Genomic DNA, 25,746 nt, shown 5'->3' on the forward strand with positions numbered 1-25,746 from the left:
AAATCGGCCCAGATCCGCGAAATTTTAATCAGCGAGTCAGCTTGGGAAGAAATGACCTGCTTATTCGCACCTTCCCTAACAGTAGTTCCCACATTGCCTTATTACTCATCTTTAGGTCTGGCATATTCAGCAGAAATGCCAAAATTAAAAGACATTCAGCACGCTGCATTATTGAAACTGGATGAAATCGTGAAGCAATTCAAAATCCCTGCGGGAAAAACCCAAACACATGCAGCCGCTGGGTCACCAAAGGATCAAATACTTAATCTCGCTAAATCAATCGATGCTGACTTAATCATTATTGCCTCACATCGTCCAGACATTTCAACCTACCTCTTAGGATCGAATGCAGCCGCCGTTGTCCGACACGCTGGTTGCCCTGTACTTGTAGTTCGATAAGAAATGAATCGCCACGCGCTTAGATGACATTCCGTTAGCTAGAATTACACTATCAAAATGCAAGAAAAAGGCCCATTCCATGGAGTGGGCCTGAAAAGAAGTATTTTGATTAACGTGATGCCGGGTGCCTCCCGGTGGACTTTTGGCTGACAAACCATGACCCGTGTGCACTAAGCATGTCATTCCATGACTTTGTTTACTGTCAGTTTCACCCCTCCGCTTAGGGGGATTCATCACAATTACGTCAAAACGAGAGCTTTTACTAGATGCTCTATAACTTTAGAACCAATAAGAAAAACCTGCAATCAAACAGCACTATTATTCTAAAAGGATCAGACTTCACGGGCTTGATTTATCAACAAAGCACGTAGAGAGTGATACCCGTGAGCCCGAAATGGAAAAGGCCACCATGCGGCTGCCTCGAAGTAAGTGCGGTTGTTTATATAGGTGGAGTAAGAGGACCTTCAAACACCTCTGCTTCACCGTTATGACAAATGTCATCGCCTCTGGTCAGATGCCAGACACCTGTGATTGTTTTACCCGTTTCCAGATCATCAACAGTGTCATTCGTGTAGTACGCCACCTGTACAACACCGACATGCTGAATCCAGTAGTAACCTTCTTTCATAAGCTCCTCCGCGATACTCAGCAGATAGTTTAGAGTGGTACAAATAATGCTGTGGTGCAGGAAGCCACAACTTAACCTTTGCTAATAAAGTAATTTCGAAAGATGACGATAATGGGTAATAAATGTAAGCCCGGAGGAACCACCATGAGTATGACAGTTAGCACTTTGAGTCAGGACATACTGCAAAGCACAGTAAAACAAGCACCTTCAAGTACTGGCAACTCTGTTTCACAACAAATTCAAAACCTGAAAAAACAAATTGGTGAGTTGACAAAAGAGCTCAGCGCCATGGGTTCAAAAATAAATGAAGTAACCTCCGAAGATGAGGCAAAACTGCTTAAACAGCAGATGGAAATGATTCAAAGGCAAATCGAGTCTATATACGCAAAAATTGCTCAATTACAAAAACAAGAAGCAGAAAAAAACCAAATGGTATCGGGAGCATTACCTACGGTAAGTGACAAATCAGGTTCGAACGTTGCAGGGAATAATACTAAAAATATTGATGTCTACGTTTAGCAGCTACCCCCAACCATTTTTCCTTTGAGTTAAAAACGAAAAAGCACTGGAGCGTTGTGAGAACTTGTTTTCAAGTTAACGATTCAGCACGGCGATATGACAGGGGTACTGGTGTAATACACCTCGCGAATACCCCTGTCGTATCGCCGGAAAGCAAAAACCCCGCGCTGGCGGGGTTCTCGTTATATTCAAATTGTTCGCTTTTTGTCGCTGCCATCGTGGCGCAGCTCTGCCAAGCATGAATGGATTATCTAACTTTCTGGGTAGTTTTCAATACCAGACACAAAAAACAGCACAAAAAAGCAAAAATATTATTCCTTGCTTTCCAAAAGTGCTTTCGCTGACAAGAACACCTTTGCTCTGAAAATCTGTAAACACCACTTCACTCGCTCTCTGGCCTTTTCTTGTGTCAGCCATGGCGCAATCGCCTGCAGTTCCCGGGTTATGTCTGAGACTTTTTTTCGGGTGGTGTAATACTGAAGACCAACAACATAAACCGGATCGTTTATATCCAGCGCCTGCAGTACGCATTGCTCAACAAAATCGACATCGTCACTATGCAGGGCCTCGTCAATTACACTGGCGGGTGACTGGGGCCAGAGAATGCTGTGTGCCCTGTTCATTGCCTGCTGTCCACGGAATCCCTCTTCTCTCGCCTGATTTAACGCAACGGTGAATCGCTCGAGTGCCTTATCTGACCAGTTCCGTCCCTTAAGCACATTCCAACACGCATGTCCTCGCGGCAAACGAGGAGCAGTTTTTCCTCCCACACCTTCCCCCCAGGTAGTGAGCAGGGATTTAATCCATCCGGACTGGATCCCCGTCAGGAGGATACATTTACCGAGCCAACTTTTACGCGGCGCAGATGCTGCTTTACCAAGTGCTTCAAAATGATTGCGGCGTTGACGTGGTGTCATCCTGTTTTTCTCCTTACGCCAGAACACCGAGCCCGTAAGCCCGGTCCAGCACTCTGATAATCATTACCGGCTGAGGTACATGCTTTCGCTCAAACTTCACCGGGTCGTTATGTAGTTCTGTATGGCACTGACGACACAAAGGGATCGCGAAAATATCATGCGCCTTCGTTGCCATACCTCCCTGCCCCCAGCCAATTAAATGGTGTGGGTCATCGGATGGTTTGCCGCAGCATTCGCAGGGCTGTGTTTTAATCCATTCCAGATATCGGGGGGCCGTCCAACGGATACGCTTTGGACGTTTCATATAGGTTTGCGGGGACTCAGGGTCGACCAGAACACCAACTACAGGCTTAACCTCAGGCACCTGCGCTGGTGGCATGTTCACGGTTACTGTGCTGGCTTTGGCTGTAATGATGCTGGTGGCGGTTACACCCGGCTCGACGTCGCATTCATGCATGACTGACTGATGATCTTCCGAAGGAATACGAAGCGCCCGACTGGCTACTGATTCGGGAATTGCGTCGGTAACCCCCATACGCACCGCCCACCAGCATAGCTCCGCCAGCGACAGTTCTCTGGAAGGATCCTGATTCAGTGCCACCATGATGCTGTTGATAATCCAGCTAATAACATTACATCTCGCCAGCTCTGCAAGTTGTTCGCTGTAATGGTCACGCAAATGGTTATCACAATGTCCACACAGAAGAACCGATCCGGGTTCATGACGCAGAGTGGTTAACTCGTGATAATGGTAATCGCTGTGTGGCCACTGGCAGCAGCTACCGCCATAATGCAGAAGCCAGTAATCAAGGCCACTCAAACCACCAGCAACCTTAATAACTTTTTCATCCAGGAAGAACGGTCGCAGCGACTCGTCACACGCAAGCGGCTGGCGAACGTCAGGAACACGGCCAGCAGGCAACCGTTCCATACCTGCCGGCTGGCTTTCCACCAGCACACGTTCACAACTGAATAATGACATCAGCTCACTGCCCGGCTTGAGCAGCACAATTCCAAGCTCACGCGCAACCACCGGCTTCAGCAGCGCCCTCATTCTGCAATCTCTCCGATAATTATTTGTCCCTTCTCTCCCCATAATTTTGTGACGCGTGAATCCCAGATGTGAGCGTCATCTTCGTAAATGGCATCCATCAGAGCTTTCATCATGTTGTCAAAATCAGGTTTTGTCTGGTGTGGTTTACCGTTGAACTCAGTCCGTTTCTTATTGCTCCAACTCGCTGGCATAGGAAGAATGAAGGTGACATGCGAACCGCTTTCCGGCAGCTCAACACCCTGCAGATGAACTTCATCACAGAAAGCCCGGTAACGCAGAACCTCGGGGCGCTTTTTCCATTTATCAGCGCGAGTCATCCTGGGCTTGCCCATTGGGGTGATATCGTAGACTTTCACATTCACCTCCAGATCCGTTGTTGCCAGGTTCTGTCCTGACGCGGAGGCTTAGATACTTCTGGCAAGAACGCGCTGATCGTCCAATGAACGAAGTCATTATCCAGACTACGCTCGGTCTTAATCTGCTTTGCGTGATAGCGGGCTTCCAGTTCGTCAGCCTGCTCAGTGGTGAGTTGGGTATGTTGAAACCAGCTTTTCTTCATAACGCACCTCTGGATGCGGTAAAAAGAAAATCGCTGGCGTTAGTTAACGTCAGTATGTGGGATTGCTTGAATTGATCTTGCGCCATGGGCTTTTCTCCTGTGGCGCAGCAGGTATAGGTTGTTCAGGCCTATGACGGGAGTGTAACAGAATTCTGAGTAACGCGATAACCAGCCCTTTCCAGCATCTGAGTAAACAACGTAGGTGTACCAATAATTTCATTATCCTGAAGAGGCATGAAAGACACCATGCTACCGCGACGATACATCAGGGCGCGCTCACACTCAGGAAATGATTGCAGCCTGGCAACGATGACTCCATCGTGACATCTGATGACTGCGTAGCCTTTTTTGGGCAATTCTACTTTTTCTTTCACTTAAACTCCCCTATGCAATCGGGATAAAGTAATACCCAAAAAACTAATAAAACCAGTCGTCAGCGCTTTCCCAGGTCTCCTGGAGGATTTCCTCCACCTTCGTTTTATCGCCCTTATCGCCACCAAAAACTGTCAAGCTATCACCGCCAGCCGTGCGGATAACTAGAGAACAATTTCCATATTGATTCTGAAGTCGCTTAAGCAGCTCTTTCTCAAGCGCGGGTATGGCTCCGCGCGGCAGGTCTTTTGATTTGTTGATCGTAAGTTCTACCTTCATAATTCCCTCTACATCAAAATACTGTATATTCATACAGTATACCTATTGAATCTCATATTCAAGTGGTTAATAGCACTTTTTGCCAAAGCCATGCCGTTGTATACACTGAGCTTTTCCTAGCATTAGGGATTCACTAAATCTGAGTGGCAACACTGTATAGATAAGAAAAAACCCGCCGGAGCGGGTTAAAGATCCAGAGATTAAATAGTTTAAAGGCTGTATTCAAAAACTAATTAACCATCAGGCGTAGGGCTAAATCATTCGGGTAGGGGTCAAAATAGTTCTGAGTAAGCAAATAGCGATCTGGATATTCAGCCAGATAGTGCTTTAGCAAAGTAAGTGGAGCGAGTATCGGCAAGAGTCCACTGCTATAGTTGAGAATAACGTCACGCAGTTCTCCGCGCTGACGTGTATTCAACTGGTTACGGAAGTATCCCTGGATGTGCATCAACACGTTGGTATGGTTTTTCCGTGAGGACGGCTTCTTGAGGATTGCCATTAACTTTTCTCGGTAAAGAACAAAAAATGCTTCCAAATCATTCCACTCATGCATCGAAGCAACAAAAGGCCCAATTTCACGATAGCCTGCTTGGTTATGAGCCAAAAGCTGGAGCTTATAGCGACTATGGAAACTAAGTATCCCATGACGCGTAAGGCCATTAGCCCTTAAGATGTTAAGTTCATTGAGAGCAAAGATGCGCTCGACAAAATTCTCCCTCAGTACCGGATCGTGCAAACGTCCATCTTCCTCAACCGGCAACCACGGATATGCTTCCATTAACGCACCAGTAAAAAGGCCCGTGCCTTCTTTCCGCCCACGATTTCCCATTTCGTCATACAACCTCACTCTCTCCATACCGCAACTCGGTGATTTGGCACAGACAATAAAGCCAGACAAGGTGCTAAGCCCTCGGATATATGGAGTTGTGAATTCAGTCATTTTGTCAGTTATATCCTCACCAGGCTCGTGACTAAAACGCATGCGAATATAACCTTCATTGGTTTGAACCAGGCGCAATGCTGGGCGGGGAACAGATAAACCAATGGACATCTCCGGACAGACAGGCTTGAAAGTTACCCACTGAGCCAGTTCATCCATCGCAAACCCCATTCGTTTATGGCCGCCGTCGAACCGCACAGCTGTTCCGGTCAAGCATCCGCTAATCCCGATAGCTGGTTGAGTGTTCATATCGATACCCTCGTTAATTCAATGCCCACTTCGCGAAAGGAAAATCGTGACTGTTCAAATGATAATACCTAATCTATTTATATCATTCTTATTACAGATAAGCATAACCATGAGGACATCGCCAGCGTAATGAAAAGGAATCAGATAGAGCCGTAAAGTTGAGGTTCCTTCACTCATCCTTAAATCTTACGCCTACCACTAGCAGGACATGCTCAACGTCGAGTAGTGAAAGCCATGTTCCGCCGTTTTTCGGTTGTCATGCTGGCATCCTCCCCACGATATCTATAACCCGGCGCATAACTGCACTTCCCCGAAAATCTGCAGGTAACTCAATAACAGGTTTACTCGATCCGTATGAAAAACGCTGGAGATCGAAATCAATCACAGCCTTCCGATCCCTGAACAAACCAAGACGACCGTAACGAATGAGTTCGCCGCGTTCGGCTGCGACGCGGAAATACTTCTCAGCAGTCTGACGATGCAGCGACAACATCTGTGATGCCTCGCTAACGGTTAAGCGTCCACGGATTTTCACCTCTTCAATGATCACCCGAATAAGTGCCGCCTGCTCTTCTGGTGTATTTGGTCTTGGCATGCTGATCATCTCCGGGCCATACGTAGACATTCATTACGTTGCTGCGCTATACGTGACACTTCAGCTGAACTACGGGCAATGTCTAACATGTCGGTATATACCTTTGCCGCGCGCCGCCAGAGTCCCCGTGACTTAAGGTCTTTCGCCATTTTCTCCGCTAATTGCGTTTCAGCCGGATCGCTTTTCTCTTCCATGAAGGGCAGCTTTACGTCAGGTAATTCTGCATCCGGAGAGATGTTATAAACATACTGAGTTCCGTTGTGAGTGCGCAGGACTGTGCCGCTGACAGTCAGCGCGCGCAGAAACTTACCAGCGGTACCGGATGGAATATCCAGCGCTTCACACACATCACGTAATACGCAGTTCGGGGTATGGCGTACCACTATCGCTACCCGATCTTTCTGAGAGATTTCTATGGTCATTGGTCAATACTCGTTTTGGTTACTTCACGACCCGTAAGTGGGTCACATTTTTTCGATAACTTCCCCAGGCGAAATTTACCCAGATACCGTCATCCATGGTTAAGCGGTCCATGACCCGCTCACCCAGAACTTTTGATAATTCGTCATAATTCAGGTTTGTAAGTACCCCCACTGGTTTCATTGACGCCATACGGCGATCGATTATCTGATTAAGTAATACCCACTCATTGCGCGTATCACGTTGAACACCAACCTCATCAAGAACAAGCAAATCAACCTTGCACAAATCATCCAGCAAATCGGACTCAGACTGGCCCTCGTCATAGCACTTGCGGGTGCGAAGCATCAAATCAGGTATTGTCACGACCAGAACGGAATAATCGTGCTGAAGCAGGTAGTTCCCGATTGCCGCGGCAAGATGATTTTTCCCTGTTCCGCAACTGCCGCTGAATATAAAACTGGTAAAGCCATTCCCAAAGTTATGGGCGTAGCTCTTTGCCATCGTCAGCGCGTGTTTCTGCCCGTCGTTGCTCACCTGGTAATTTGCAAATGAGCACCCCCAGTGCAACTCGCAGATCCCTGAGCGCCCAAAAATCCTTTCTGAACGGTTACGCTGATTTTGTTTTTCCAGCTCAGCTGCGCGCTTTCGCCCTTCTTCCTGCTGCCAGGCCATTAACTCCTGACTGCTGGTAAATTTCGGCTGAACACCTGCAGGCATGAGATTACGCAGACGGCCAAGCAAATCATGCGTCGATTTCATCATTACCCCCTGAATCCCGGCGGGATCTGAGTGTCAGGTTGTGAAACGCCAAAGCCAGCCTGTCGACGTGTACCTGCCGATGGTGAGGAAGATTTGGCGCGTGATGTTTTCAGGCTGGAAGCAAAAGTCTGTTCCCACTGGATGTGATGTTTAACTTTCCCTTCGCATTTCCAGTAGTCCCGGAACTGCTGTAATTCGACGGCGGTATACCCTGGTAGATCCCCAAGATTTATTCCCCACTGCGCAGCCTGGCGTACAAAGTCATCACCAGGTGTCCAGTCATCTGTAATCGGAAATTTGCCTATGGGAGGTAAAAAGCCACCTGGCGCGTATAACTCTCTCTCTTGGTTTTCTTTTAGATCTGTATCTGTATCTGGATCTTTATTAGTTGGGTTTCCGTTGGCGTTCTGTTTCAACGGCAGCTCAACACCCGTTGAACACCCGTTGTTATTTTGTTGGTTATTCGCTCCTTTTTTAGCTTTTCTCGCCTGAGCGGATGCTTTTCCAGCTGCTGACTTTTGGCTGATTGAGTTTTTAACCGCCTCCAGATCACGCTCTATACGCTCCTGTACCCATTCGGTACCGTTATCGTTAAAAAACTCTTTCAACGAAGGTTCAACGGCATCCCAACGGTCGTTACTCAGCCGTGCAATTTTCGATAGTCGGTTTTTGGGGATTGGGCGACCTGTTTGCCAATAATTGAACATCAGTAGCAGGTATGCGCCATGCTCTTCTGTAGACAGATGCATGGTGTCCGCCAGGTAATCAGCAATGTAAAGTTGCATGTAAGGCAGAGCTGCCATGGTTACTCCCTTGTCCGGTTTCCCGGCGCGTAATGGTTATTGCTCAAAACTCGATTAAAACAATTGCGGCGCTACGGCGCTTAAACTCGCCAGTAGTGGTCCCGCCGCATCAGCTGGTAACATGTTGAACAAAGCGATTGCTGCTTCACGAATTTCCTTCTCCAGTTTCTGTAACGGAGCGCCGATTAATTTCGCCTGATGTGCCTCACTGCATTCTTTGATAGCGTTGGCCACCAGCTCCGCTTCTGTGCTCGCATTACTTAACCCGTGCTTCCTGGCAATCTGAACTGGCATAGCAGCAATGATTGAACCTGACAGCTGCATAACGTAAGCCGTATACTTTTCTGACCCTCCTTCGTTTTTCAGATATCGGAATAAATTCTGTTTATTAACAGCAATTCCGCGACCATCTGCTTTGGCCCACTCTTCAGCCACCAGCTGAGCGATCCGCTCCTGTGCCTGTCCTGGTAATGTCGATTCCCATTCACGAACAGCTGCCAATATGACGCGGTGCTGAATGCTGTCGCGGCGCTGGGGTTTAAAATGATTTTGCGTTTTCAACGGAACAGCTAAGCGTTGGCTATGATGTTGATATGTTACTGATTGCATGATTAAGCCTCCTTTTGAGGTAAACCATCAGTGGGATTTGGATAAAGGTCCGGTCGCAACTCGTGTGGTGTAATTTGCCAATTGAGAGCTTTGGATACGCGAACAACAAGCTCGCCGGGTACCTTTTTCTTGAACCATCCATTAACTGTTTGAGCTCGCCGATTTAGACGGCGCCCCAGTTCTGCCTGACTGCATATGGCTAACATTTTCTTTTGTGTTGTGAGCTTCATTGATTTATCTCGAGTAGTGAACGTGAAACGAGTAAATCAAATTATTTCGATATCGTCAAATTATATCGATAGATTGAGCTACAGATAAAATCTGTATAATCGGATGTATGTTTTTGAGCGGGCTAGGAATATGAACTTCGGAAAGCGATTACAAAAAGCCATCCATGATCTTGGAATATCTCAATCGGAACTTGCACGCAGACTGGGAGTAAAAGCCCAGTCAGTAAATGGCTGGTGTAACTCTAATATACTTCCAAGAGCTGACATTCTAGATAGGCTACAGTCCGCTACAGGCTATCCACTCTATTGGTTTTTTCTTGAAGAAACTGAAGCTGACACTATTCCTGCCATAACATCAGAAAAAAAACGTCAACCTCAGTCGGCCCAGGAACAAAAGCTATTGGAGCAATTTGAGCTTTTGCCCACTGACGATGAGAGAGAAAAGATAGTTAAGTTGATCGAACTGCGACTGCAAGAGCTTGATGATGTAGCTACTGCTTACCTAAAAAAACGAAAGATAATCCCCAGTAACGAGTAGCCCCTCCACTCCTGTACCCTTCATAAAGCACGCGAAATCAATCCGATAAACTGATCGGTGAGTTGTTCACACGCATTGATATCGATTTAATTTGACATATATCGATTCAATCGATAATACTATTCCCAACACAAAGACAGTCATCGAGGCAGGACGCCCACGAAGTAGCTGCCGGCGGCATACGAATCACCGGATGAGATGACAAGTATTAACACGCAGCAGGTTCAACGTTCCGCCAGCCTGGCGACAAGGGCAACGCAAGAGGATAAATCCATGATCGATTTCGCACGTAAACCAGTGCGGTGTCAGGCCGTACATCTAAATCGCATTGAAGTAATCATTCGACTGATTTGCTACATGCTCGCCCAGAAGGGCGACCCGTCTGCCGACCAACAGACTGCAGTTCGTTCATAACGAGTTTGACCAATGGCTGTTGCCAGCCTCATGCCCGGTGCACAGGGCATTGTGATGGTAATACCACCATCGTAACCAAACAGGAGACGAAGATCTGTTCTGGTTAAATTGGAAAAGTGTTCTTTGCCCGTCCCGTGGCGGGCTTTTTTCCGGAGGTTTTTATGTCAGCTAACGATCTGGCATTGCGCTTCAGCAGCGCACCAGCTGAGGCATTAATCGGCGTTTTGCCTGTTCTGGAAGTTAAAGAAGCATTACGTGAAGAAGTTGAAAGTGATGTGATGGATGAAGTCTGGACAGAGCACAACTTTGAAATAGAAGAGATGGGCGAACAAGTTGATGAAACAGCCAGGCTCGCTCGTAAATTTGAATGTGCGGCTGAAGCTCTTGGAACGGCGATCAAACTTGCTCTGACTCTCCCACACAATGAGGCAATGCAGGTTCTGAGTGATGCCTTGAACGATAACCCTGGATACGGTCGCGAACCGGCAAAGGATGCGTGATGGAGTTTGGAATGAAACGTGTGGTGGCTTCAGTTCAGGCCGTTGCCATCCTCAACAGGATTTACAACGGCAGTCCGGTTTCCATCGCATCAATCAGCAAGGAATCAAAGCTGTCTGTGTCTTACCTCGAGCAGATTTTCTCGAAGCTGCGCAGCAGTGAAATTGTTACCAGTCAGCGTGGCGCCGGTGGCGGGTACCATCTTAGCAAAGCAAACCCCAGTGTGGCTGACGTTGTTCGCGCCGTTACTCACACGCCTGATTCATTTGAACCCGTGCTGAATGCTCTGGAGTGGGTCCCCGTCGCAAAGCTGGCGCAGGGAAAATCCCCTACCCCATAAAGCACAAAACCCGCGCAAGGCGGGTTAAGTACCCGGTCAGCCGACCAAAGCTTTCCGGAACGAGTTTTGACCAATAACCACTACCTTAGGCGGCGATCATCAGCTGCCGGGTATCTTACAATCCTATGGAGCCCGAACGCAATGTTAACGTATGCGTATCTTATTAAAGCCAAAGCGAAAGCAACTGAGGCAAAAAACCTGTTTTGCTGGTTCTCTGCGAAATCAGATTCCCGTGCAGAACGCGAAATCCTCAATATTCTCGAAGATAACGATATTGCCGTCGGTCGTGGCGCCGACTATCAATTACCTGTCCGCACCAACTGGTTTGTTGTTGACGATCTTCCTGAGGAAAGCACACTTGATGACACATGGTGCGATCGTTACGAACTGGTAGAAGACCAGCAAACGTGGCAACTGAAACAGAAGCCGGATAATGAAAATCTGGAGGCTTCCAGCCAGCAAAAACCTGAAACCTCCAGTGCCAATGTACCCACCAGCGATGCGCCAGCATTGCTCCGCCCCATATCTCGCCTGCGCCTGTCTCAGCGGCTGATTGCGCACCTGTTAAATGACGGTGAAGAGAAGGAAATCAGTGAAGCGCGGCACGTCCAGATCGGACAAATGGAACTGGACGAAAATGATCTCTATATACAAAACCTGTTACTGGCCGTTGCAAATGTGCCAGCGGCGAAAGAGCTTTCTGCTCATGTCGAGTGGAACCTGGCAAACGCAATAAAAGAAGTCTTCGACCGTGAGCAGGTCTATACCATTGCTTCATTTGAGGAATTTATTACCGAATGGATTGCGGAACCGAAAGCGCGGACTCAAACCGTGCAGGAGTGGGTTAACGATAAGAAAGCACGAATTGTGGGTGATGAGCCCACCGTTCCACCTGTAACGCCAGAACTCATTACCGTTGCGACTCTCCCGCTACGCCAGCGCCTTTTGGCTCAGTTTATTTCTGATGAATATGCTTACCATATTGATACTGAACAGAAGAAAACCATTCAGGAACTTGAGCTGGATGTGGATAACAGCTACGTGCAAAATCTGCTGCTTGCCGCCGAGAATGTAGAACCATTCAAGAAAGCGCCAGAGATCGATATCTGGAAAATTGTCAGCGCGCTAAAAACTATTTTCCCGGTTGATGGTAAACGAGTGGATCTGTCTACCGTAATTCAGTTCTTTAAGGCCTGGTTCAACACTGAACACATTGACCGTGGGCTGCTGGTTAAAGAGTGGTGTAAAGGCAATCGCGTGTCGCAGATTCAGCGCACTGACTCCGGAACCAACGCTGGCGGCGGCAATGGGACCGATCGCAACCCGGAACTTGTCCACACGCTGGACACTCTGGACATTGATATTGCGCTGGCCACACTTCCAATGGATTTCAACATCTACGATATTCCTGGTGGCGTTTTCCGTCGTGCAAAAGAGAGCATTTCTAAAAACGAAAGCCCGTTCAAAGAGTGGTCCGCCGCCCTGCGCAAACGCGCTGGCATTCTGGATTATTCCCGCGCCGCTATTTTCGCGCTTATTCGTAGTGCAGAAGAAAACACTCACCATTTCCCGGAACTGCTGAGCCGTTACATCAACAAAAACCTGACTGAAACCGACCACCAGCACCCAACTGAAGAAACCCTGGCGGCAGCCGGTCACGTACCAGAAAAAAGCTGGGAAAACGAGATTAAAGAGAAGTCCACAGCTGAACAGAAGGCAATAACCGAGCAACCAGAAATCGCCAACATGGGCAACGGTGTTTTCTCCATTGATGGCCTGATGGGTAACCAGCCGGCGCCAGCGCTTTCTGTCGCAGACCAGGTACGCCAGCGCGCCGTCGAAGAAAAATTACATCAAGCCAATACCGAGGAAACCACCAGCGATGTGCAGATGGAAAAAACTGACAACAGCGAAATCAAAGCTAATCCTGTAGTGTCTCAGAGCGAAACAGCAGTTTTGCCAGTTAAAAGCGCTGATGCAACTGGTGACGCGTCAGCTTCCCTGAATAATGAACCCGTTCACCATATTGATACGGATACCCTGAACGCTTTTTATACTCACCTGATGGTTGATATGGAAACTATGGGCAACAGTCCTGATGCCCCAATAGTCTCTATTGGCGCTGTATTTTTTGATCCTTCAACTGGTAACACTGGTGCCGAGTTTTACCAGGTTGTCAGTCTGGAGTCATCGATGTCGTTTGGCATGAAACCGGATGCCTCTACAATTCAGTGGTGGCTGAAACAATCATCTGAAGCCCGCTCTGCCATTCTTGTTGATGAAGCCATGGGGCTGCTTGAGACTCTCGAACTTCTGGCTGACTTTATTGCTGAAAATGCTGCTAACGGTAGTCACACCATTCAGATGTGGGGTAATGGATGCTCGTTTGATAACGTCATTCTTCGCCGCGCATACGCGTTAACAGATACCCCCTTCGCTGTTCCGTTCTGGAATGACAGGGACGTAAGGACCATGGTCGAGCTGGGTAAATCTGTCGGTATCAATCCACGCTTCGACATCCCGTTTGAAGGCGAAATGCACAATGCGCTTTCTGACGCCCGGCATCAGGTCAAATACGTCTCTGCAATCTGGCAACGCCTGACTGCAAACTGATTTTCTAATTTCACAATTTACGGATCCTGCCTGGTATGTTTCTACAGGCAGGCCATCAGAGAGATGAGCTATGCACGAACTTACACTGTCTCCTCAGGAAATTGCAGAAATTACTGGCTATCAGCGCTACACCCACCAGCAGCGACAGCTGCGGTGTCACGGCATACCGTTCACCACTGATGGGCGGAACCGCCCAATTGTATTGCGCAGAAGTATTGATCCCGGAGTTTCTGAATTACCTAAGGTCGATGAATATGTTGCACTTGAGCCAAATTACGACGCAATCAATGGGCAGACCAAGAAAAGATCCTAAAGACAAGCACCTCCCGCCACGCGTAACTAAAAACCGTTATAGCTATGTGTGGAAGCCAAAAGGAACAAAACAAAGCGTAACTCTTGCACCTATTACCGGGACGAGTATGTCCCGGCTATGGGCGCGTTATGAGGAAGAAAAAGCCAAGCGCTCAGACGTAATGACATTTTCTAAATTATGGAAGTTATTCACCAGCAGCCCAGCTTTTGCTGAACTGGCTCCACGAACGCAGACTGATTACAGGTCGTATGAAAAAAACCTGGTTCTAGTGTTCGGGAATATGCGAGCAGATGACATAAAAATTGAGATGGTCAGGATCTATATGGATAAACGTGGCCAACGCAGTATTAACCAGGCAAACCAAGAACTCGGCGGGATGTCGCGTGTTTTCTCATGGGGATATGAACGAGGGTATGTGAAAGGAAATCCGTGCAAAGGAGTACGCAAGTTCTCTTTAAAAGCCCGTGACGTGTACGTGACAGACGAAGAATATCAGGCAATTTATGAAGAGGCGGCACCAGCTCTCCGGGTTGGCATGGAGATATCTTACTTATGTGCGGCTCGCGTTTCGGATGTTCTTTCTCTCAAATGGTCGCAAGTAAGCGAGGAAGGCATTTTTATCCAGCAGGGAAAGACCGGGACTAAACAAATAAAAGTCTGGACTGAACGGCTTCATAACGCCATCGAACTTGCAAAAACTCTGGGTGGGCGGGAAACGGTTATCTGTAGCAGCAAAAAAACTAAATACTCGAAAAGTGGGTTTAACGATCTGTGGGAAACCGCAAGGGAAGCAGCAGGAAAAAAACTAGATAGAAAACTGCCGTGTACTTTTCATGATCTCAAAGCCAAGGGGATATCTGATTACGAAGGCTCGAGTAAGGACAAACAACTATTCTCAGGTCACAAAACTGAAAGCCAGGTTGTGGTTTATGACAGAAAAGTGAAAATTTCTCCCACATTGGATCTTCCAGTCTTGGGCAAATCAGAAGATGATGATGGCGAGTTTTATACCAAGTGAATATACCAACACTATACCAAGTGTGACATGAGTCGTTGAAAGGAATTGAGCTAAGTGTTTGAATAGTGGCGGAGAGAGGGGGATTTGAACCCCCGGTAGAGTTGCCCCTACTCCGGTTTTCGAGACCGGTCCATTCAGCCGCTCTGGCATCTCTCCGTTTTGGCGGTTGCCATGATGCCAGGTAATTTGGCATTTTAACAGACCCCGTTCCGTCAATTTCGTTCAAGTGACGAGTTTGCGAGCAAAACGATGATTAAGTGGCCCTGGAAAGAGCAAGAAACAACCCGGAGTGACGACTGGCCGTGGGACGACGCCCTGGCTATACCTCTTCTGGTGAATCTCACCGAGCAAGAACAAGCCAGGCTTATTGCCCTGGCCGAGCGCTTTTTACAGCAAAAAAGACTGGTAGCGCTTCAGGGGTTTGAACTTGACCCACTGAAAAGTGCGCGTATTGCGCTGCTTTTCTGTTTACCTGTTCTGGAATTAGGGATCGAGTGGCTCGACGGGTTTCATGAAGTTCTCATCTACCCTGCCCCGTTTGTCGTGGACGATGAATGGGAGGACGATATTGGGCTGGTGCATAATCAACGCGTTGTACAGTCCGGGCAGAGCTGGCAACAAGGTCCGATAATCCTTAACTGGCTCGACATTCAGGATTCTTTTGATGCCTCCGGCTTTAATCTGATCATCCATGAAGTGGCACATAAGCTTGATATGCGTAATGGCGACCGTGCCAGCGGTGTTCCGGCAATCCCCCTGCGCGATATCGCCAGCTGGGAGCACGACCTGCATGCCGCAATGAATAACATTCAGGATGAAATTGATCTGGTCGGTGACACCGCGTGCAGTATAGATGCCTACGCAGCGACCGATCCTGCCGAATGCTTTGCCGTTCTATCGGAGTATTTCTTCAGTGCCCCTGAATTATTTGCACCACGCTTTCCGGCCTTATGGCAGCGTTTTATTCAGTTTTACCGCCAGAACCCCATGGAGCGGTTACGCGATACCCGCTAAGGTGGCCATTGTCGCTCACCAAATGTGCATTAACGCTGAATTTGAAGATTAATTAACCAATTGAAATGACGTGCTAATTTTACTGTTGACACCTCATGGTGAGGTCAGTAATATGCGCCTCGTTCACACGATTCCTCTGTAGTTCAGTCGGTAGAACGGCGGACTGTTAATCCGTATGTCACTGGTTCGAGTCCAGTCAGAGGAGCCATATTTAAGAAGCCTGCTCAGGAAACTAAGCAGGCTTTTTGCTTTTCCGGTCGCTATAAAAAACCCTCTAATAAGTCCCCTGCCTGCTCTGCACCGCTGTTACATGCCGCATCACAACGTTGATTAAAGTTATGTAAATGTAAATCGTTTAAACTTTGCAATTATTGTAAGTGCTAGTGATTATCATTTATTGTACGCGAGCCAAAGGAACGAGCCCCCGCTCGGTTCACTGTACGTTCCAATTACTCTGGGATATAAACGATGAATTCTCTGCCTCGCGCCGGACTGCGCCGTATCACACTTGCCTCTGCCCTGGTCTTCTCTGTTAGCCTACCGGCTTTCGCTCAGGAAACGTTAACGCTCTATACCACCCGTGAACCGGGTCTGATCCAGCCTTTGCTTGATAGCTGGACCAAAACCAGCGGCATCAAAGTCAGTACGGTCTATATCAAGGACGGTATGCTTGAGCGCGTTAAAGCTGAAGGTAAAAATTCACCTGCCGACCTGCTGATGACCGTCGATGCCGGTAACCTCATTGATTTAGTGGAAGCGGGTGTAACTCAGCCTGTAGAGTCAGAAGCACTGAAAACCGCTATTCCGGCTAATCTGCGCGGCGCAGATGATCAGTGGTTTGCGCTGTCGATGCGTGCCCGCGTGCTGTATGCCGAGAAGTCACTGCCAATCGATAACTGGCATTACGAACAACTCGCCAGCCCTGAGTACAAAGGTAAAGTCTGTATTCGTTCCGGACAGCACCCGTATAACACGGCGCTGATCGCCGCAATGATTGCTCATCACGGTGAAGCAAAGACCGAAGAATGGCTGCGCGGTGTGAAAGCTAACCTGGCGCGTAAAGCTACCGGTGGCGACCGCGATGTTGCTCGCGATATTCTCGGCGGAATTTGCGATATTGGTCTCGCCAACTCCTATTACGTCGGCCATATGAAAAACGCCAAAGAAGGCAGTGATGCACGTCAGTGGGGCGATGCGATTAAAGTCGTTAAACCCACCTTTGAAAATGGCGGTACACACGTCAACATCAGTGGCGCAGCTGTAGCCCGCTATGCGCCAAATAAAGCCGATGCCGTTAAGCTGATGGAATATCTGGTTTCCGCACCTGCCCAGCAGCAGTATGCGAAAGCGAACTTCGAATACCCGGTACTGAAAGGCGTGACGCTTGATCCGGTTATCAGCGCAACTATTGGTGAAATCAACGTCGATAAAACGCCGTTAACCGAAATCGTTAAATATCGTAAACAAGCTAGTCTGCTGGTAGATAAAGTTGGATTCGATCAATAAACCTCTGCAGTTTCCGACGTTACGCGGCCTGGTTTCCGGGCCGCAGTCATTATTAACGCCGCTACATCTTGGCGCGCTGTGCGTAGCGCTTGGCGTTCTGACACCGATCATTGCGCTGATTTGGCAGGCTACCCAGGCCGATTTATCTCACTGGGATAATCTCCTGACGTATGTACTGCCTGCCGCACTAAAAAATACCGTGCTGTTATTAGCCGGTGTCGCGGTGATGGTCGGCGTGATTGGCGTAGGCAGCGCATGGGCGGTAACGGCATGGGATTTTCCTGGACGTAAAATTCTTAGCTGGGCGTTACTGTTGCCGCTGGCAATGCCAACCTACATTGTGGCCTTTGCGTGGCTCGATCTGCTGCATCCGATTGGCCCCCTGCAAACCTTTATCCGTTTTTTACTGGGCTTTGACAGCCCAAGACAGTTCCGGCTGCCAGATTTACGCTCACTTTCCGGCGCAATCATCCTGCTCGGATTAGTGCTATACCCATACGTGTATCTGACAACCCGCGCTATGTTTATCAGCCAGCCGGCCCATTTACTGGAAGCCGCACGCACGCTGGGATGCAGCGCAACCGGAACCTTTTTTCGTGTTGCTTTGCCCATGGCCCGTCCGGCACTGGCCGTTGGGATCAGCCTGGCACTGCTGGAAACGCTCAACGATATTGGCGCATCGGAGTTTCTCGGGGTACAGACGTTAACCGTTACCGTGTACACCACATGGATCTCGCGTTCTGATTTATCTGCTGCGGCGCAAATTGCCTGCATGATGCTGATGTTTATATTCCTGATTCTGACACTGGAATTTTATGGTCGCAGAAAACAAGGATTCAGCAGCCGCAGCCTGCGGGAAATTCAACCTTCGCGCGTGCAGGGCTGGCGCGGTTGGCTGCTCGGTGGCGTTATTTCACTGCCGGTTGTACTGGGTTTTCTGGCACCGGTACTGTTTTTACTGTGGGAAAGCGCCAAACGCATAGGCGATGAGAACCCCCTTTCCTCTTCGTTACTGTCAGCATTGCAAAATACGCTATCGCTGGCAGCGGGAACCACGCTGGTGGTGGTTTGTGTCAGTATGCTGGTGGCCTGGAGCGCCCGCCATAGCGCCGCAGACAACGCCATGCCGGGATTTCGTCGCGGCGTGATGCGTCTGGCCTCTTTAGGCTATGCGGTTCCCGGCACAATTCTGGCGATTGGTTTTTTACCCCCCGCCATGGCTGTCGACCGCTGGCTGGCCGATTTACTGGATGTTCGCGGTCTGCCGCTGATGTCCGCAGGGATCCTGCTGGTAATTTGTTGTGCCATGCGATTCCAGGCGATTGCCATTGGCGCGCTGGATTCTGGTCTGGGCCGCATTCCACCTTCGCTGGAACAGGCGTCTCGTCTGTTGGGCGAGAATGGTGCGGGGACGTTTGCACGAGTCCATTTTCCCCTGCTGCGCCCGGCATTAGTCAGCAGTGCCCTGCTGGTTTTTGCTGATGCCATGAAAGAGCTGCCAACAACGTTGCTTTTGCGCCCGGTCAATTTTGAAACGCTGGCAACGTTACTGTATGCGGAAGCCGCACGTGGAACCTATGAAGAAGGTGCTATCGCCGCGCTAATGATTGTTTTAGCTGGCACGCTACCGGTTATTTTGTTGGTGCGTCACCAAATGACTCGCCGTGGTTAAGAGAGCAACAATGTCAGAAATTGCATTACGACTCCAGGATGTACACGTTGCTTATGGCAACAGCCAGCAATCGGTACTGAGCGGATTTTCAATGTCGGTACGTAAAGGTGAAATTGCCTGTCTGCTGGGTGCTTCAGGCTGCGGAAAAACCACGGTACTACGCGCAGTTGCCGGATTTGAACGCCTGCAAAACGGAGAGATCTATGTGTCACAGCGACGTGTTGCCGGTCCCGGCGTTCATCTGCCACCGGAAAAACGTCATGTCGGCATGGTCTTCCAGGAATATGCGTTATTCCCCCATCTGACCGCGCAGCAAAATGTGGCCTTTGGATTGCGTCGCATGCCGCGTGAGGAACAACAGGCCAGAGTGACTGAGCTGTTGAAAATGGTGGAGTTACACAGCCATGCCAACCGCTATCCGCATGAGCTTTCCGGCGGTCAACAACAGCGTATCGCCCTTGCGCGCGCGTTGGCGCCACATCCGGAAATCCTGTTGCTGGATGAACCCTTCTCCAGCCTGGATAAGCGCACACGTGAGCGTCTTGGCAACGAGGTACGGGATATTTTGCGCGCCGCCGGGCAAACGGCGCTGTTGGTTACCCACAGTGAACACGAAGCCCAACTAATGGCTGACCATATTGGCGTGGTAAAAATGGGGCAGTATCAAATTAAAAAAGCGACCCATCCGACCTGAAGTTCAACAAAGTCGCCCTGAAAATTAATAATGCTTCTGTACCAGGCTGATGTTCACCGGCATACCGGAGCGCCTTTCCAGTGCCTGACTTCCGCGGCTCACATCCACGTCATTCCCGCTGATAAAGGTGCGCAAAGCGGGAGTGACTGACAAAGGCACCTTTCTGTCAGACTCGTATTCCGAACGGTTTCGTGACAGCGGCTCATGTACTTCCACCCAGCGACTACCGTCCGGCTCTTCGCTGTATTTCACCGGTCGGTCAATTAATTGTACACGCGTCCCTACAGGCACCGTATCAAACAGGTACTTGATGTCATCATTCCGCAAACGGATGCACCCCTGACTTACCCGCAAACCAATACCGAAATTGGCATTTGTCCCGTGAATGGCATAAAGCCTGCCAATATAAATTGCATACAGGCCCATCGGATTTTCTGGCCCGGCAGGAACAAAAGCCGGCAAGCTTTCACCGCGAGCGGCGTATTCACGTCGGGTATTTGGCGTCGGCGTCCAGCTTGGTGCTTCCTGCTTACGTTCGACCGCCGTCACCCAGTTACGCGGCGTTTCTCTACCCGCCTGACCAATGCCAATGGGTAAAACCTCAACCGTATTGCTGCCAGCAGGATAATAGTAAAGCCGCATCTCGGCGACGTTGATGACAATCCCCTCGCGCACGGTATCCGGAAGTATCAGTTGCTGCGGTACAACCAGCGTTGAACCCGATTTAGGCAGAAAAACATCGACGCCCGGATTGGCTTCAAGCATATTGCTCAACCCCTGCCCGTACTGAGCGGCAAATGCCTCCAGCGGCTTGGTGTTTCCTGGTGGAACCGTAATAGTCAAAGGACTACCCACCAGGCGACTCCCCTCTGGCGGCAGCGGATAACTCACCGCCTGTGCGCCCTGACTCGCAAGCAGCATAATGAGTGAACAAAGCAGTTTTACACGACGCATCTTTTTCCTTTCCTTCGTCGCAACAGATATCCGTTAAGTATAGCTTTTATTATCTGTTTTAGTGGGTTACGACATATCTGCGCATAAAAAAACCTCGCCATCAGGCGAGGTTCAGGTTGAGCGGTAACTACGCTTCCTTACCATCTGGAAGCACAATATTGCTGGCGGCTAACTGCCCCATATTTTTGTACATAGCGCAGGCAGCTTCAATAATCGGCATCGCCAGCGCGGCCCCGCTACCTTCACCTAAACGCATCCCCATATTCAGATAAGGATCTAATTCAAGATGCGCCAGCGCGGTGCGGGCACCCTTCTCAGCGGAGAAGTGTGACGGGATTAGGTAGGGTTTAATCTGCGGTGCAATCTGGCTGGCCGCCAGAGCAGCAGAATACGAAAGAAAACCATCCAGCACGACCGGCAGGCCACAGGAGGCCGCACCAAGCATCACCCCCGCCATACCGACAAGATCAAACCCGCCAACCTTAGCCAGCACATCGACACCGTCAAGGCGATCCGGTTGATTGACGGCAATTGCCCGGCGCACAACGTCTACCTTATTCCCCACCCGAGAAAGAGGAAGGTTAGCGCCAATACCCACGACTTCCTCAGCATCACTGCCGGTCAGCACACTGACAATGGCGGCCGCAGGTGTGGTATTTGCCATACCAAGCTCACCGACACCAAACAGCGTTACGCCGTCTTTTGCCAGTTCATGGGTATAGCGGATGACTTCCAGCAACAGCTCTTCTGCCTGCGAACGGCTCATTGCCGGACCTTCGGCTATATTGCCGCAGCCGCGTGCCACACGCATATTCACCACACCGGGAATAGGTTCAGCATCAATCCCAACATCTATCACATGGACCTTCGCCCCCGCCTGAGCGGCCAGGACGCAGACGCCGGTCGTTCCACGCGTCATATTGGCAGCCTGAATAGCCGTGACAACTTTAGGCGAAACGGCAACCCCTTCATCCCACACACCGTGATCGGCGCACATCACCAGCATCGCTTTGCCATTCACATGCGGCACACCCTTCAGGCCAGGCATCCCGGCCAATTGTACGGCGAGAGATTCGAGTCGCCCCAAACTTCCCGGCGGCTTAAGCAAGCCGTCGATATGCTGCTGTGCACGCAGCATCGCGGCACTGTCGGGTGATGGGATCGTGCGGAGTAAAGAGGTTAAAGTCTGCATAAGGGTTCCAGTATGTGGGCTGACTCAGAGCAGAGCCAGCAAGAAAATCAACTCGCCAAGTTCAATGGCAGCGCCCAGCGTATCGCCGGTTTGCCCACCCAACGTGCGTTTTAATAACTGCCCAAGAATAAAAATCGCCACTATTGTGACAACTAGCGCTGCCACGCCGCGCATGCCGGGAAGTAGCACGGCGGCAAGGATCGCCGCTAATCCCAACGTAACGCAGGTTTGACGCCCGGTGACTTTGCCAATAAAAACGTTGCCCAGCCCTTCTTCGCGGGCATATCGATGCCGATACATCAGCAACACCGCCGTTCCTCGCCCGGCGACACATGCAGCTGCCAGCGCGGCCAGCATTGGCATGCCACGCAAAGCCAGTTCACTCACCACCAGCACCTTCGCCAGTAAAACGAAAATTAACGCCAGTCCACCGTGGGTGCCCAGACGACTGTCGCGCATGATTTCCAGCATCCGCTCGCGTCGGCGCGCCGAAAAAATGCCGTCACAGGTATCCGCCAGACCATCCAGATGAAATCCCCCGGTCAGCAACGCCAGCGTCAGCACCGCAAAAAGGGCCGCCAACGGAATACCGCACCAGGGCTGGAGCGCCATAAAGACCAGCCCCGTCAGCCCTCCCAACACGACGCCAATCAGGGGAAACATCACAATACCGCGGGAATAATGCTCGAAATCCAGTCCTTGCGACCAGCGAGCAGGAACGGGCAAGCGACTGATAAAAGAGAGCATTGCCCAGAACAACTTACTCATTTAATTTTGACTCCAATTCCTGATACCACCAGCCAGACCTCATCCGCTGCCGCCGCCAGTCGCTGGTTCACGCGTCCTGCAATATCACGAAAATGCCGCGCCAGACGGTTCTCCGGCACAATCCCCATTCCCACTTCGTTTGTGACCAACACGATCTTTGCCGGGCAGCGCTGACAGGCTGCGATCAGCGAACGGATTTCACCTTCGATAGACTGCTCCATCGCCGCGTAATCCCAGCTGTCCGGATCGCTTTCACCGCCCAGCGCAAACAGCAAGTTGGTCACCATCGTGGTGATGCATTCCAGCAGAATAGCTTCCTGAGGATCGTTCATGTCCGTGATCAGTTCATCAAGATGTTGCCAACGTTCGGCTGTCCGCCAGTGCGCAGGACGTCCATCGCGATGATGCTGAATTCGCGCAGCCATCTCCTCATCAAAAATCTGCGAAGTCGCAATATACAAAACGTTTGGGGAATCAGCGATCAGCGCTTCCGCATGCCGACTCTTACCGCTTCGCGCGCCGCCAGTAACCAGAATCATCATACTGGCTCCCGGTGTTGCTGCATGATGGTATAAATTTTCTCAATATCGATGTGTTGCCGCATCGCATCCGCCAGCAGATCAAACTGCTGCGATTTATATTGCGCGTAATGGAAGGTGGAATCCAGCGGAGCTAACCCTTTACGTTCTCGCAGGCCATTGATCAACGCTCGGGTGAAATCATCGCTGTCGAAAAGACCGTGAAGATAGGTGCCGAACGCCAGGCCATCCGGAGTGACCGCGCCGTCAGCAACGTTGCCGCCGTCTTTGTGCAACGTCATCACCGACCGGCATTCATCGGTTAATGCTGTTTCGCCCATATGAATTTCATAACCGCGAACGGATAACCCCGCCGTGCCCGCCAACCAGTCAGGCAGCGATGAGGACATTTTTCCCTCAACCAGGGTCGTGGTTTTGTGCTGGGCAAAATGGGTGACTGTATTGAGCAAGCCCAGCCCCGGCAGCGTACCGAGTCCCGACTCTACTTCATCAATGATGGTGTCACCGAGCATTTGATAGCCGCCGCAAATCCCCACCACCGGTACGTTATTACGATGTAATTGCACGACGCCATGTGCCATCCCGCTTTCACGCAGCCACACCAGATCGCCAAGGGTATTTTTACTACCCGGCAAAATCACCAGATCGGCCCCCGCCAACTCTTCAGGCTGACGAACATAGCGCACGCGCACATCCGGCTGCGCAGCAAGCGCATTAAAATCAGTAAAGTTAGATATGTGTGGAATTTGAACAACGGCGATGTCGATATCGCGTTTGTCAGTGCGCAAATACTTGCCCTTTTGCAGCGCAACGCCATCTTCATCTTCCAGATCAACATCCAGCCATGGCATCACGCCCAGTACCGGAACACCGGTCAGCGCTTCAATTTGCTCGATACCAGAGTGCAGCAGCGTCACATCACCGCGAAACTTATTGATGATCACCCCTTTTACCCGCGCGCGTTCGTGATCGTGCAACAGCGCCAGCGTGCCGTAGATGGAAGCAAACACTCCGCCACGATCGATATCCGCCACCAAAACGACAGGGCACTGAGCCATCTCTGCCATACCCATATTGACGATATCGCGATCGCGCAGGTTAATCTCTGCCGGGCTCCCCGCACCTTCCAGCACCAGCACATCAAACTCCTGCGCCAGGCTGTTATAAACTGACAGGATCTGTTCCCGCAGACGTGGCTTGTACTCGTGGTAACTCACCGCGTCCATATCGGTCGCCACTTTGCCCATCAGCACCACCTGCGCTTTTCGATCGCTGGTCGGTTTAAGCAGCACCGGGTTCATACGCACATCTGGCGTAATACCTGCGGCTTCAGCCTGAAAAATTTGCGCGCGGCCCATTTCTTTTCCCTCTGGCGTAATGCCAGAGTTCAGCGCCATGTTCTGCGATTTGAACGGCGCTGTATGCAGTCCATCCTGATAAAAAATACGACACAGCCCGGCGACCAATACGCTTTTACCTACATCAGATGCCGTTCCCTGCAACATTATTGCCTGCGTCATGACGCCTCCTTCAGTGCGTTCTCTCGCATACAGCTAAAAAATTCAGCCTCTGTTTTACACAGCGGGAAGCCCAGCTCGGTATGCAGCTTCACCAGCCAGGGCTGAGTTAATCCCGCTTGTTCAATAAGATCCGTACGGGCGAAAACGTCGCCTGGCGCGCCGTGCGTGAGCACTTCGCCCCGGCGTAGAACGTACACCGCATCGCTGACTTCATAGATAAGATCGATATCATGGCTGGAAATTACGACGCGGTTTCCTTGCGCTACGATGCGTTTGATAATCTCAATCATCTGCGTGCGGCCTGATGGGTCGAGGCCCGCAGTAGGTTCATCCAGCAGCAGATACTGCGTCTGCAACACCAACGCCCCGGCAATCGCTACGCGTTTTTTTTGCCCATGGCTTAAACACTGAATGGGCTGATGGCGAAAATGCTGGGCGTCGACCAGCGTAAGCGCATCTTCCACGCGGCGAGCGATTTCAGCCTCATCCACCCCAAGATTGCGCAGGCTAAAGGCGATATCGCTGTCGATATCGGTATAAAAGATTTGCTGATCGGGGTCCTGAAATACCGTTGCCACCTGTTGACGCAGCGCTAGCAGGCCGCGCTTGCTGTAATCCAGCGGTTTGCCCTGCCACATCACCGCGCCTTGCTGTGGGCGCAATAAGCCACTCAGGTTCATAAACAGCGTGGATTTCCCGCAGCCATTAGCCCCTACCAGTCCGGTGACGGCATGCGTCGAAAAATCCAGCGTTAGCCCTTTGAGGATCGGGTCATCCTGATAGCGAAACCAAAGCGCTGAGGTGGCAAGCATACTTTT

The 25,746-nt window shown here is 50.2% G+C and carries 32 protein-coding genes, 2 tRNA genes and 1 pseudogene; 14 read left to right on the forward strand and 21 right to left on the reverse strand.

Annotation, left to right across the window (positions count from 1 at the left end; all coding sequences use genetic code 11):
- The first annotated feature begins 21 nt into the window (after nucleotides 1–21).
- Nucleotides 22–399 carry a universal stress protein UspF gene (uspF, locus tag OGX94_RS17615; RefSeq protein ID WP_286569740.1) on the forward strand — a complete coding sequence of 126 codons (378 nt, stop codon included), beginning with the start codon at nucleotides 22–24 and terminating at the stop codon, nucleotides 397–399.
- 439 nt (nucleotides 400–838) lie between these two features.
- Here the strand turns inward: uspF and OGX94_RS17620 are convergent, their stop codons facing one another.
- Nucleotides 839–1,027, reverse strand: a complete 189-nt coding sequence (locus tag OGX94_RS17620) for a hypothetical protein (RefSeq protein ID WP_048221178.1) — start codon at nucleotides 1,025–1,027, stop codon at nucleotides 839–841.
- A 144-nt stretch (nucleotides 1,028–1,171) separates the two neighbouring features.
- Between OGX94_RS17620 and OGX94_RS17625 the strand changes: the two genes are divergently transcribed.
- Entirely contained in the window at nucleotides 1,172–1,546 is a 375-nt protein-coding gene (locus OGX94_RS17625) for a FlxA-like family protein (protein ID WP_048221177.1), read from the forward strand.
- Nucleotides 1,547–1,857: 311 nt separating this feature from the next.
- Here the strand turns inward: OGX94_RS17625 and OGX94_RS17630 are convergent, their stop codons facing one another.
- The 13 genes from OGX94_RS17630 to OGX94_RS17690 all read right to left on the reverse strand — a co-directional run bounded on the left by OGX94_RS17630 (nucleotide 1,858) and on the right by OGX94_RS17690 (nucleotide 9,335).
- Entirely contained in the window at nucleotides 1,858–2,463 is a 606-nt protein-coding gene (locus OGX94_RS17630; protein ID WP_048221176.1) for a hypothetical protein, read from the reverse strand.
- 13 nt (nucleotides 2,464–2,476) lie between these two features.
- Nucleotides 2,477–3,517 (reverse strand): DUF968 domain-containing protein, encoded by a 1,041-nt coding sequence (locus OGX94_RS17635; RefSeq protein ID WP_053390175.1) that lies wholly within the window; start codon nucleotides 3,515–3,517, stop codon nucleotides 2,477–2,479.
- A complete protein-coding gene (locus tag OGX94_RS17640) occupies nucleotides 3,514–3,873 on the reverse strand; it encodes a RusA family crossover junction endodeoxyribonuclease (protein WP_048221174.1) in 360 nt (119 codons plus the stop codon). Before OGX94_RS17640 ends, OGX94_RS17635 begins: the two co-directional genes overlap by 4 nt.
- Nucleotides 3,874–3,875: 2 nt before the next feature.
- Nucleotides 3,876–4,076 (reverse strand): hypothetical protein, encoded by a 201-nt coding sequence (locus OGX94_RS17645; RefSeq protein WP_048221172.1) that lies wholly within the window; start codon nucleotides 4,074–4,076, stop codon nucleotides 3,876–3,878.
- A 128-nt stretch (nucleotides 4,077–4,204) separates the two neighbouring features.
- The gene (locus OGX94_RS17650; RefSeq protein WP_048221170.1) at nucleotides 4,205–4,450 is read right to left on the reverse strand and encodes a hypothetical protein; all 246 of its coding nucleotides are present in this window, start codon (nucleotides 4,448–4,450) and stop codon (nucleotides 4,205–4,207) included.
- Nucleotides 4,451–4,493: 43 nt separating this feature from the next.
- Nucleotides 4,494–4,727: a DinI-like family protein gene (locus tag OGX94_RS17655; protein ID WP_032943871.1), complete on the reverse strand. Its 234-nt coding sequence runs from the start codon at nucleotides 4,725–4,727 to the stop codon at nucleotides 4,494–4,496.
- 229 nt (nucleotides 4,728–4,956) lie between these two features.
- A complete protein-coding gene (locus OGX94_RS17660; RefSeq protein WP_047357956.1) occupies nucleotides 4,957–5,916 on the reverse strand; it encodes a YbgA family protein in 960 nt (319 codons plus the stop codon).
- A 256-nt stretch (nucleotides 5,917–6,172) separates the two neighbouring features.
- A complete protein-coding gene (locus tag OGX94_RS17665; protein WP_047358009.1) occupies nucleotides 6,173–6,511 on the reverse strand; it encodes a DUF977 family protein in 339 nt (112 codons plus the stop codon).
- A gap of 5 nt (nucleotides 6,512–6,516) precedes the next feature.
- Nucleotides 6,517–6,933, reverse strand: coding sequence for a PerC family transcriptional regulator (locus OGX94_RS17670; protein WP_048221169.1), 417 nt, complete (start codon nucleotides 6,931–6,933; stop codon nucleotides 6,517–6,519).
- A gap of 19 nt (nucleotides 6,934–6,952) precedes the next feature.
- On the reverse strand, nucleotides 6,953–7,693 hold the full coding sequence (locus OGX94_RS17675; protein WP_286569742.1) for an ATP-binding protein: 741 nt from the start codon (nucleotides 7,691–7,693) through the stop codon (nucleotides 6,953–6,955).
- A gap of 2 nt (nucleotides 7,694–7,695) precedes the next feature.
- Complete coding sequence (locus OGX94_RS17680; protein WP_048221168.1) at nucleotides 7,696–8,496, reverse strand: DUF1376 domain-containing protein; 801 nt, start codon at nucleotides 8,494–8,496, stop codon at nucleotides 7,696–7,698.
- Between the two features lie 54 nt (nucleotides 8,497–8,550).
- The gene (locus OGX94_RS17685; RefSeq protein WP_047357953.1) at nucleotides 8,551–9,105 is read right to left on the reverse strand and encodes a toxin YdaT family protein; all 555 of its coding nucleotides are present in this window, start codon (nucleotides 9,103–9,105) and stop codon (nucleotides 8,551–8,553) included.
- A gap of 2 nt (nucleotides 9,106–9,107) precedes the next feature.
- Entirely contained in the window at nucleotides 9,108–9,335 is a 228-nt protein-coding gene (locus OGX94_RS17690; protein WP_047357952.1) for a transcriptional regulator, read from the reverse strand.
- A gap of 130 nt (nucleotides 9,336–9,465) precedes the next feature.
- Between OGX94_RS17690 and OGX94_RS17695 the strand changes: the two genes are divergently transcribed.
- The 7 genes and pseudogenes from OGX94_RS17695 (at nucleotide 9,466) to OGX94_RS17725 (ending at nucleotide 15,069) form a co-directional block, all read left to right on the forward strand.
- The gene (locus tag OGX94_RS17695; RefSeq protein ID WP_047358007.1) at nucleotides 9,466–9,873 is read left to right on the forward strand and encodes a helix-turn-helix domain-containing protein; all 408 of its coding nucleotides are present in this window, start codon (nucleotides 9,466–9,468) and stop codon (nucleotides 9,871–9,873) included.
- A gap of 273 nt (nucleotides 9,874–10,146) precedes the next feature.
- Nucleotides 10,147–10,287: pseudogene (locus OGX94_RS17700) on the forward strand (hypothetical protein); the annotation flags it as partial.
- Between the two features lie 161 nt (nucleotides 10,288–10,448).
- Nucleotides 10,449–10,787 (forward strand): hypothetical protein, encoded by a 339-nt coding sequence (locus tag OGX94_RS17705; protein WP_286569649.1) that lies wholly within the window; start codon nucleotides 10,449–10,451, stop codon nucleotides 10,785–10,787.
- 11 nt (nucleotides 10,788–10,798) lie between these two features.
- Nucleotides 10,799–11,125: an RrF2 family transcriptional regulator gene (locus OGX94_RS17710; RefSeq protein WP_048222630.1), complete on the forward strand. Its 327-nt coding sequence runs from the start codon at nucleotides 10,799–10,801 to the stop codon at nucleotides 11,123–11,125.
- Nucleotides 11,126–11,266: 141 nt separating this feature from the next.
- Nucleotides 11,267–13,738 carry a 3'-5' exonuclease gene (locus OGX94_RS17715; protein WP_286569651.1) on the forward strand — a complete coding sequence of 824 codons (2,472 nt, stop codon included), beginning with the start codon at nucleotides 11,267–11,269 and terminating at the stop codon, nucleotides 13,736–13,738.
- Between the two features lie 70 nt (nucleotides 13,739–13,808).
- Nucleotides 13,809–14,051, forward strand: coding sequence for a DUF4224 domain-containing protein (locus tag OGX94_RS17720; RefSeq protein WP_071667664.1), 243 nt, complete (start codon nucleotides 13,809–13,811; stop codon nucleotides 14,049–14,051).
- Nucleotides 14,026–15,069 carry a tyrosine-type recombinase/integrase gene (locus OGX94_RS17725; protein ID WP_048222627.1) on the forward strand — a complete coding sequence of 348 codons (1,044 nt, stop codon included), beginning with the start codon at nucleotides 14,026–14,028 and terminating at the stop codon, nucleotides 15,067–15,069. The genes OGX94_RS17720 and OGX94_RS17725 overlap by 26 nt, the downstream gene beginning before the upstream one ends.
- A gap of 66 nt (nucleotides 15,070–15,135) precedes the next feature.
- Here the strand turns inward: OGX94_RS17725 and OGX94_RS17730 are convergent.
- A tRNA-Ser gene (locus OGX94_RS17730) sits at nucleotides 15,136–15,225 on the reverse strand.
- A 93-nt stretch (nucleotides 15,226–15,318) separates the two neighbouring features.
- Between OGX94_RS17730 and mtfA the strand changes: the two genes are divergently transcribed.
- From mtfA to OGX94_RS17755, 5 genes are all read left to right on the forward strand, one after another.
- Nucleotides 15,319–16,083, forward strand: coding sequence for a DgsA anti-repressor MtfA (gene mtfA, locus OGX94_RS17735; protein ID WP_125112518.1), 765 nt, complete (start codon nucleotides 15,319–15,321; stop codon nucleotides 16,081–16,083).
- A 132-nt stretch (nucleotides 16,084–16,215) separates the two neighbouring features.
- Nucleotides 16,216–16,291 (forward strand) — tRNA-Asn (locus OGX94_RS17740).
- Between the two features lie 260 nt (nucleotides 16,292–16,551).
- Nucleotides 16,552–17,589 carry an extracellular solute-binding protein gene (locus tag OGX94_RS17745; RefSeq protein ID WP_125112519.1) on the forward strand — a complete coding sequence of 346 codons (1,038 nt, stop codon included), beginning with the start codon at nucleotides 16,552–16,554 and terminating at the stop codon, nucleotides 17,587–17,589.
- Complete coding sequence (locus tag OGX94_RS17750) at nucleotides 17,573–19,261, forward strand: ABC transporter permease (RefSeq protein ID WP_125112520.1); 1,689 nt, start codon at nucleotides 17,573–17,575, stop codon at nucleotides 19,259–19,261. Before OGX94_RS17745 ends, OGX94_RS17750 begins: the two co-directional genes overlap by 17 nt.
- A gap of 10 nt (nucleotides 19,262–19,271) precedes the next feature.
- The gene (locus OGX94_RS17755) at nucleotides 19,272–19,955 is read left to right on the forward strand and encodes an ABC transporter ATP-binding protein (RefSeq protein WP_032669186.1); all 684 of its coding nucleotides are present in this window, start codon (nucleotides 19,272–19,274) and stop codon (nucleotides 19,953–19,955) included.
- A 24-nt stretch (nucleotides 19,956–19,979) separates the two neighbouring features.
- Here the strand turns inward: OGX94_RS17755 and ldtA are convergent, their stop codons facing one another.
- From ldtA to OGX94_RS17785, 6 genes are all read right to left on the reverse strand, one after another.
- The gene (ldtA, locus tag OGX94_RS17760; protein WP_003834078.1) at nucleotides 19,980–20,909 is read right to left on the reverse strand and encodes a L,D-transpeptidase; all 930 of its coding nucleotides are present in this window, start codon (nucleotides 20,907–20,909) and stop codon (nucleotides 19,980–19,982) included.
- Nucleotides 20,910–21,036: 127 nt separating this feature from the next.
- Nucleotides 21,037–22,101, reverse strand: coding sequence for a nicotinate-nucleotide--dimethylbenzimidazole phosphoribosyltransferase (gene cobT / locus OGX94_RS17765; RefSeq protein ID WP_003834080.1), 1,065 nt, complete (start codon nucleotides 22,099–22,101; stop codon nucleotides 21,037–21,039).
- A gap of 24 nt (nucleotides 22,102–22,125) precedes the next feature.
- Nucleotides 22,126–22,869, reverse strand: a complete 744-nt coding sequence (gene cobS / locus OGX94_RS17770; RefSeq protein ID WP_257661865.1) for an adenosylcobinamide-GDP ribazoletransferase — start codon at nucleotides 22,867–22,869, stop codon at nucleotides 22,126–22,128.
- On the reverse strand, nucleotides 22,866–23,411 hold the full coding sequence (cobU, locus tag OGX94_RS17775; RefSeq protein ID WP_003834083.1) for a bifunctional adenosylcobinamide kinase/adenosylcobinamide-phosphate guanylyltransferase: 546 nt from the start codon (nucleotides 23,409–23,411) through the stop codon (nucleotides 22,866–22,868). Before cobU ends, cobS begins: the two co-directional genes overlap by 4 nt.
- Entirely contained in the window at nucleotides 23,408–24,928 is a 1,521-nt protein-coding gene (locus OGX94_RS17780; protein WP_003834085.1) for a cobyric acid synthase, read from the reverse strand. The genes cobU and OGX94_RS17780 overlap by 4 nt, the downstream gene beginning before the upstream one ends.
- The gene (locus tag OGX94_RS17785; protein ID WP_257661864.1) at nucleotides 24,925–25,740 is read right to left on the reverse strand and encodes an energy-coupling factor ABC transporter ATP-binding protein; all 816 of its coding nucleotides are present in this window, start codon (nucleotides 25,738–25,740) and stop codon (nucleotides 24,925–24,927) included. Before OGX94_RS17785 ends, OGX94_RS17780 begins: the two co-directional genes overlap by 4 nt.
- Nucleotides 25,741–25,746: the final 6 nt, after the last annotated feature.

The sequence above is a fragment of the Citrobacter sp. Cpo037 genome (genome assembly GCF_030332945.1).
GTDB classification, from domain to species: domain Bacteria; phylum Pseudomonadota; class Gammaproteobacteria; order Enterobacterales; family Enterobacteriaceae; genus Citrobacter; species Citrobacter portucalensis.

Bases quoted from the DNA above. Each gene is read 5' to 3' on its own strand.
- OGX94_RS17620 (WP_048221178.1), bottom strand. From the start codon at position 1,027: ATGAAAGAAGGTTACTACTGGATTCAGCATGTCGGTGTTGTACAGGTG.
- OGX94_RS17625 (WP_048221177.1), top strand. From the start codon at position 1,172: ATGAGTATGACAGTTAGCACTTTGAGTCAGGACATACTGCAAAGCACA.
- OGX94_RS17630 (WP_048221176.1), bottom strand. From the start codon at position 2,463: ATGACACCACGTCAACGCCGCAATCATTTTGAAGCACTTGGTAAAGCA.
- OGX94_RS17635 (WP_053390175.1), bottom strand. From the start codon at position 3,517: ATGAGGGCGCTGCTGAAGCCGGTGGTTGCGCGTGAGCTTGGAATTGTG.
- OGX94_RS17645 (WP_048221172.1), bottom strand. From the start codon at position 4,076: ATGAAGAAAAGCTGGTTTCAACATACCCAACTCACCACTGAGCAGGCT.
- OGX94_RS17655 (WP_032943871.1), bottom strand. From the start codon at position 4,727: ATGAAGGTAGAACTTACGATCAACAAATCAAAAGACCTGCCGCGCGGA.
- OGX94_RS17660 (WP_047357956.1), bottom strand. From the start codon at position 5,916: ATGAACACTCAACCAGCTATCGGGATTAGCGGATGCTTGACCGGAACA.
- OGX94_RS17665 (WP_047358009.1), bottom strand. From the start codon at position 6,511: ATGCCAAGACCAAATACACCAGAAGAGCAGGCGGCACTTATTCGGGTG.
- OGX94_RS17670 (WP_048221169.1), bottom strand. From the start codon at position 6,933: ATGACCATAGAAATCTCTCAGAAAGATCGGGTAGCGATAGTGGTACGC.
- OGX94_RS17675 (WP_286569742.1), bottom strand. From the start codon at position 7,693: ATGAAATCGACGCATGATTTGCTTGGCCGTCTGCGTAATCTCATGCCT.
- OGX94_RS17680 (WP_048221168.1), bottom strand. From the start codon at position 8,496: ATGGCAGCTCTGCCTTACATGCAACTTTACATTGCTGATTACCTGGCG.
- OGX94_RS17685 (WP_047357953.1), bottom strand. From the start codon at position 9,105: ATGCAATCAGTAACATATCAACATCATAGCCAACGCTTAGCTGTTCCG.
- OGX94_RS17690 (WP_047357952.1), bottom strand. From the start codon at position 9,335: ATGAAGCTCACAACACAAAAGAAAATGTTAGCCATATGCAGTCAGGCA.
- OGX94_RS17695 (WP_047358007.1), top strand. From the start codon at position 9,466: ATGAACTTCGGAAAGCGATTACAAAAAGCCATCCATGATCTTGGAATA.
- OGX94_RS17705 (WP_286569649.1), top strand. From the start codon at position 10,449: ATGTCAGCTAACGATCTGGCATTGCGCTTCAGCAGCGCACCAGCTGAG.
- OGX94_RS17710 (WP_048222630.1), top strand. From the start codon at position 10,799: ATGAAACGTGTGGTGGCTTCAGTTCAGGCCGTTGCCATCCTCAACAGG.
- OGX94_RS17715 (WP_286569651.1), top strand. From the start codon at position 11,267: ATGTTAACGTATGCGTATCTTATTAAAGCCAAAGCGAAAGCAACTGAG.
- OGX94_RS17720 (WP_071667664.1), top strand. From the start codon at position 13,809: ATGCACGAACTTACACTGTCTCCTCAGGAAATTGCAGAAATTACTGGC.
- OGX94_RS17725 (WP_048222627.1), top strand. From the start codon at position 14,026: ATGGGCAGACCAAGAAAAGATCCTAAAGACAAGCACCTCCCGCCACGC.
- mtfA (WP_125112518.1), top strand. From the start codon at position 15,319: ATGATTAAGTGGCCCTGGAAAGAGCAAGAAACAACCCGGAGTGACGAC.
- OGX94_RS17745 (WP_125112519.1), top strand. From the start codon at position 16,552: ATGAATTCTCTGCCTCGCGCCGGACTGCGCCGTATCACACTTGCCTCT.
- OGX94_RS17755 (WP_032669186.1), top strand. From the start codon at position 19,272: ATGTCAGAAATTGCATTACGACTCCAGGATGTACACGTTGCTTATGGC.
- ldtA (WP_003834078.1), bottom strand. From the start codon at position 20,909: ATGCGTCGTGTAAAACTGCTTTGTTCACTCATTATGCTGCTTGCGAGT.
- cobT (WP_003834080.1), bottom strand. From the start codon at position 22,101: ATGCAGACTTTAACCTCTTTACTCCGCACGATCCCATCACCCGACAGT.
- cobS (WP_257661865.1), bottom strand. From the start codon at position 22,869: ATGAGTAAGTTGTTCTGGGCAATGCTCTCTTTTATCAGTCGCTTGCCC.
- cobU (WP_003834083.1), bottom strand. From the start codon at position 23,411: ATGATGATTCTGGTTACTGGCGGCGCGCGAAGCGGTAAGAGTCGGCAT.
- OGX94_RS17780 (WP_003834085.1), bottom strand. From the start codon at position 24,928: ATGACGCAGGCAATAATGTTGCAGGGAACGGCATCTGATGTAGGTAAA.
- OGX94_RS17785 (WP_257661864.1), bottom strand. From the start codon at position 25,740: ATGCTTGCCACCTCAGCGCTTTGGTTTCGCTATCAGGATGACCCGATC.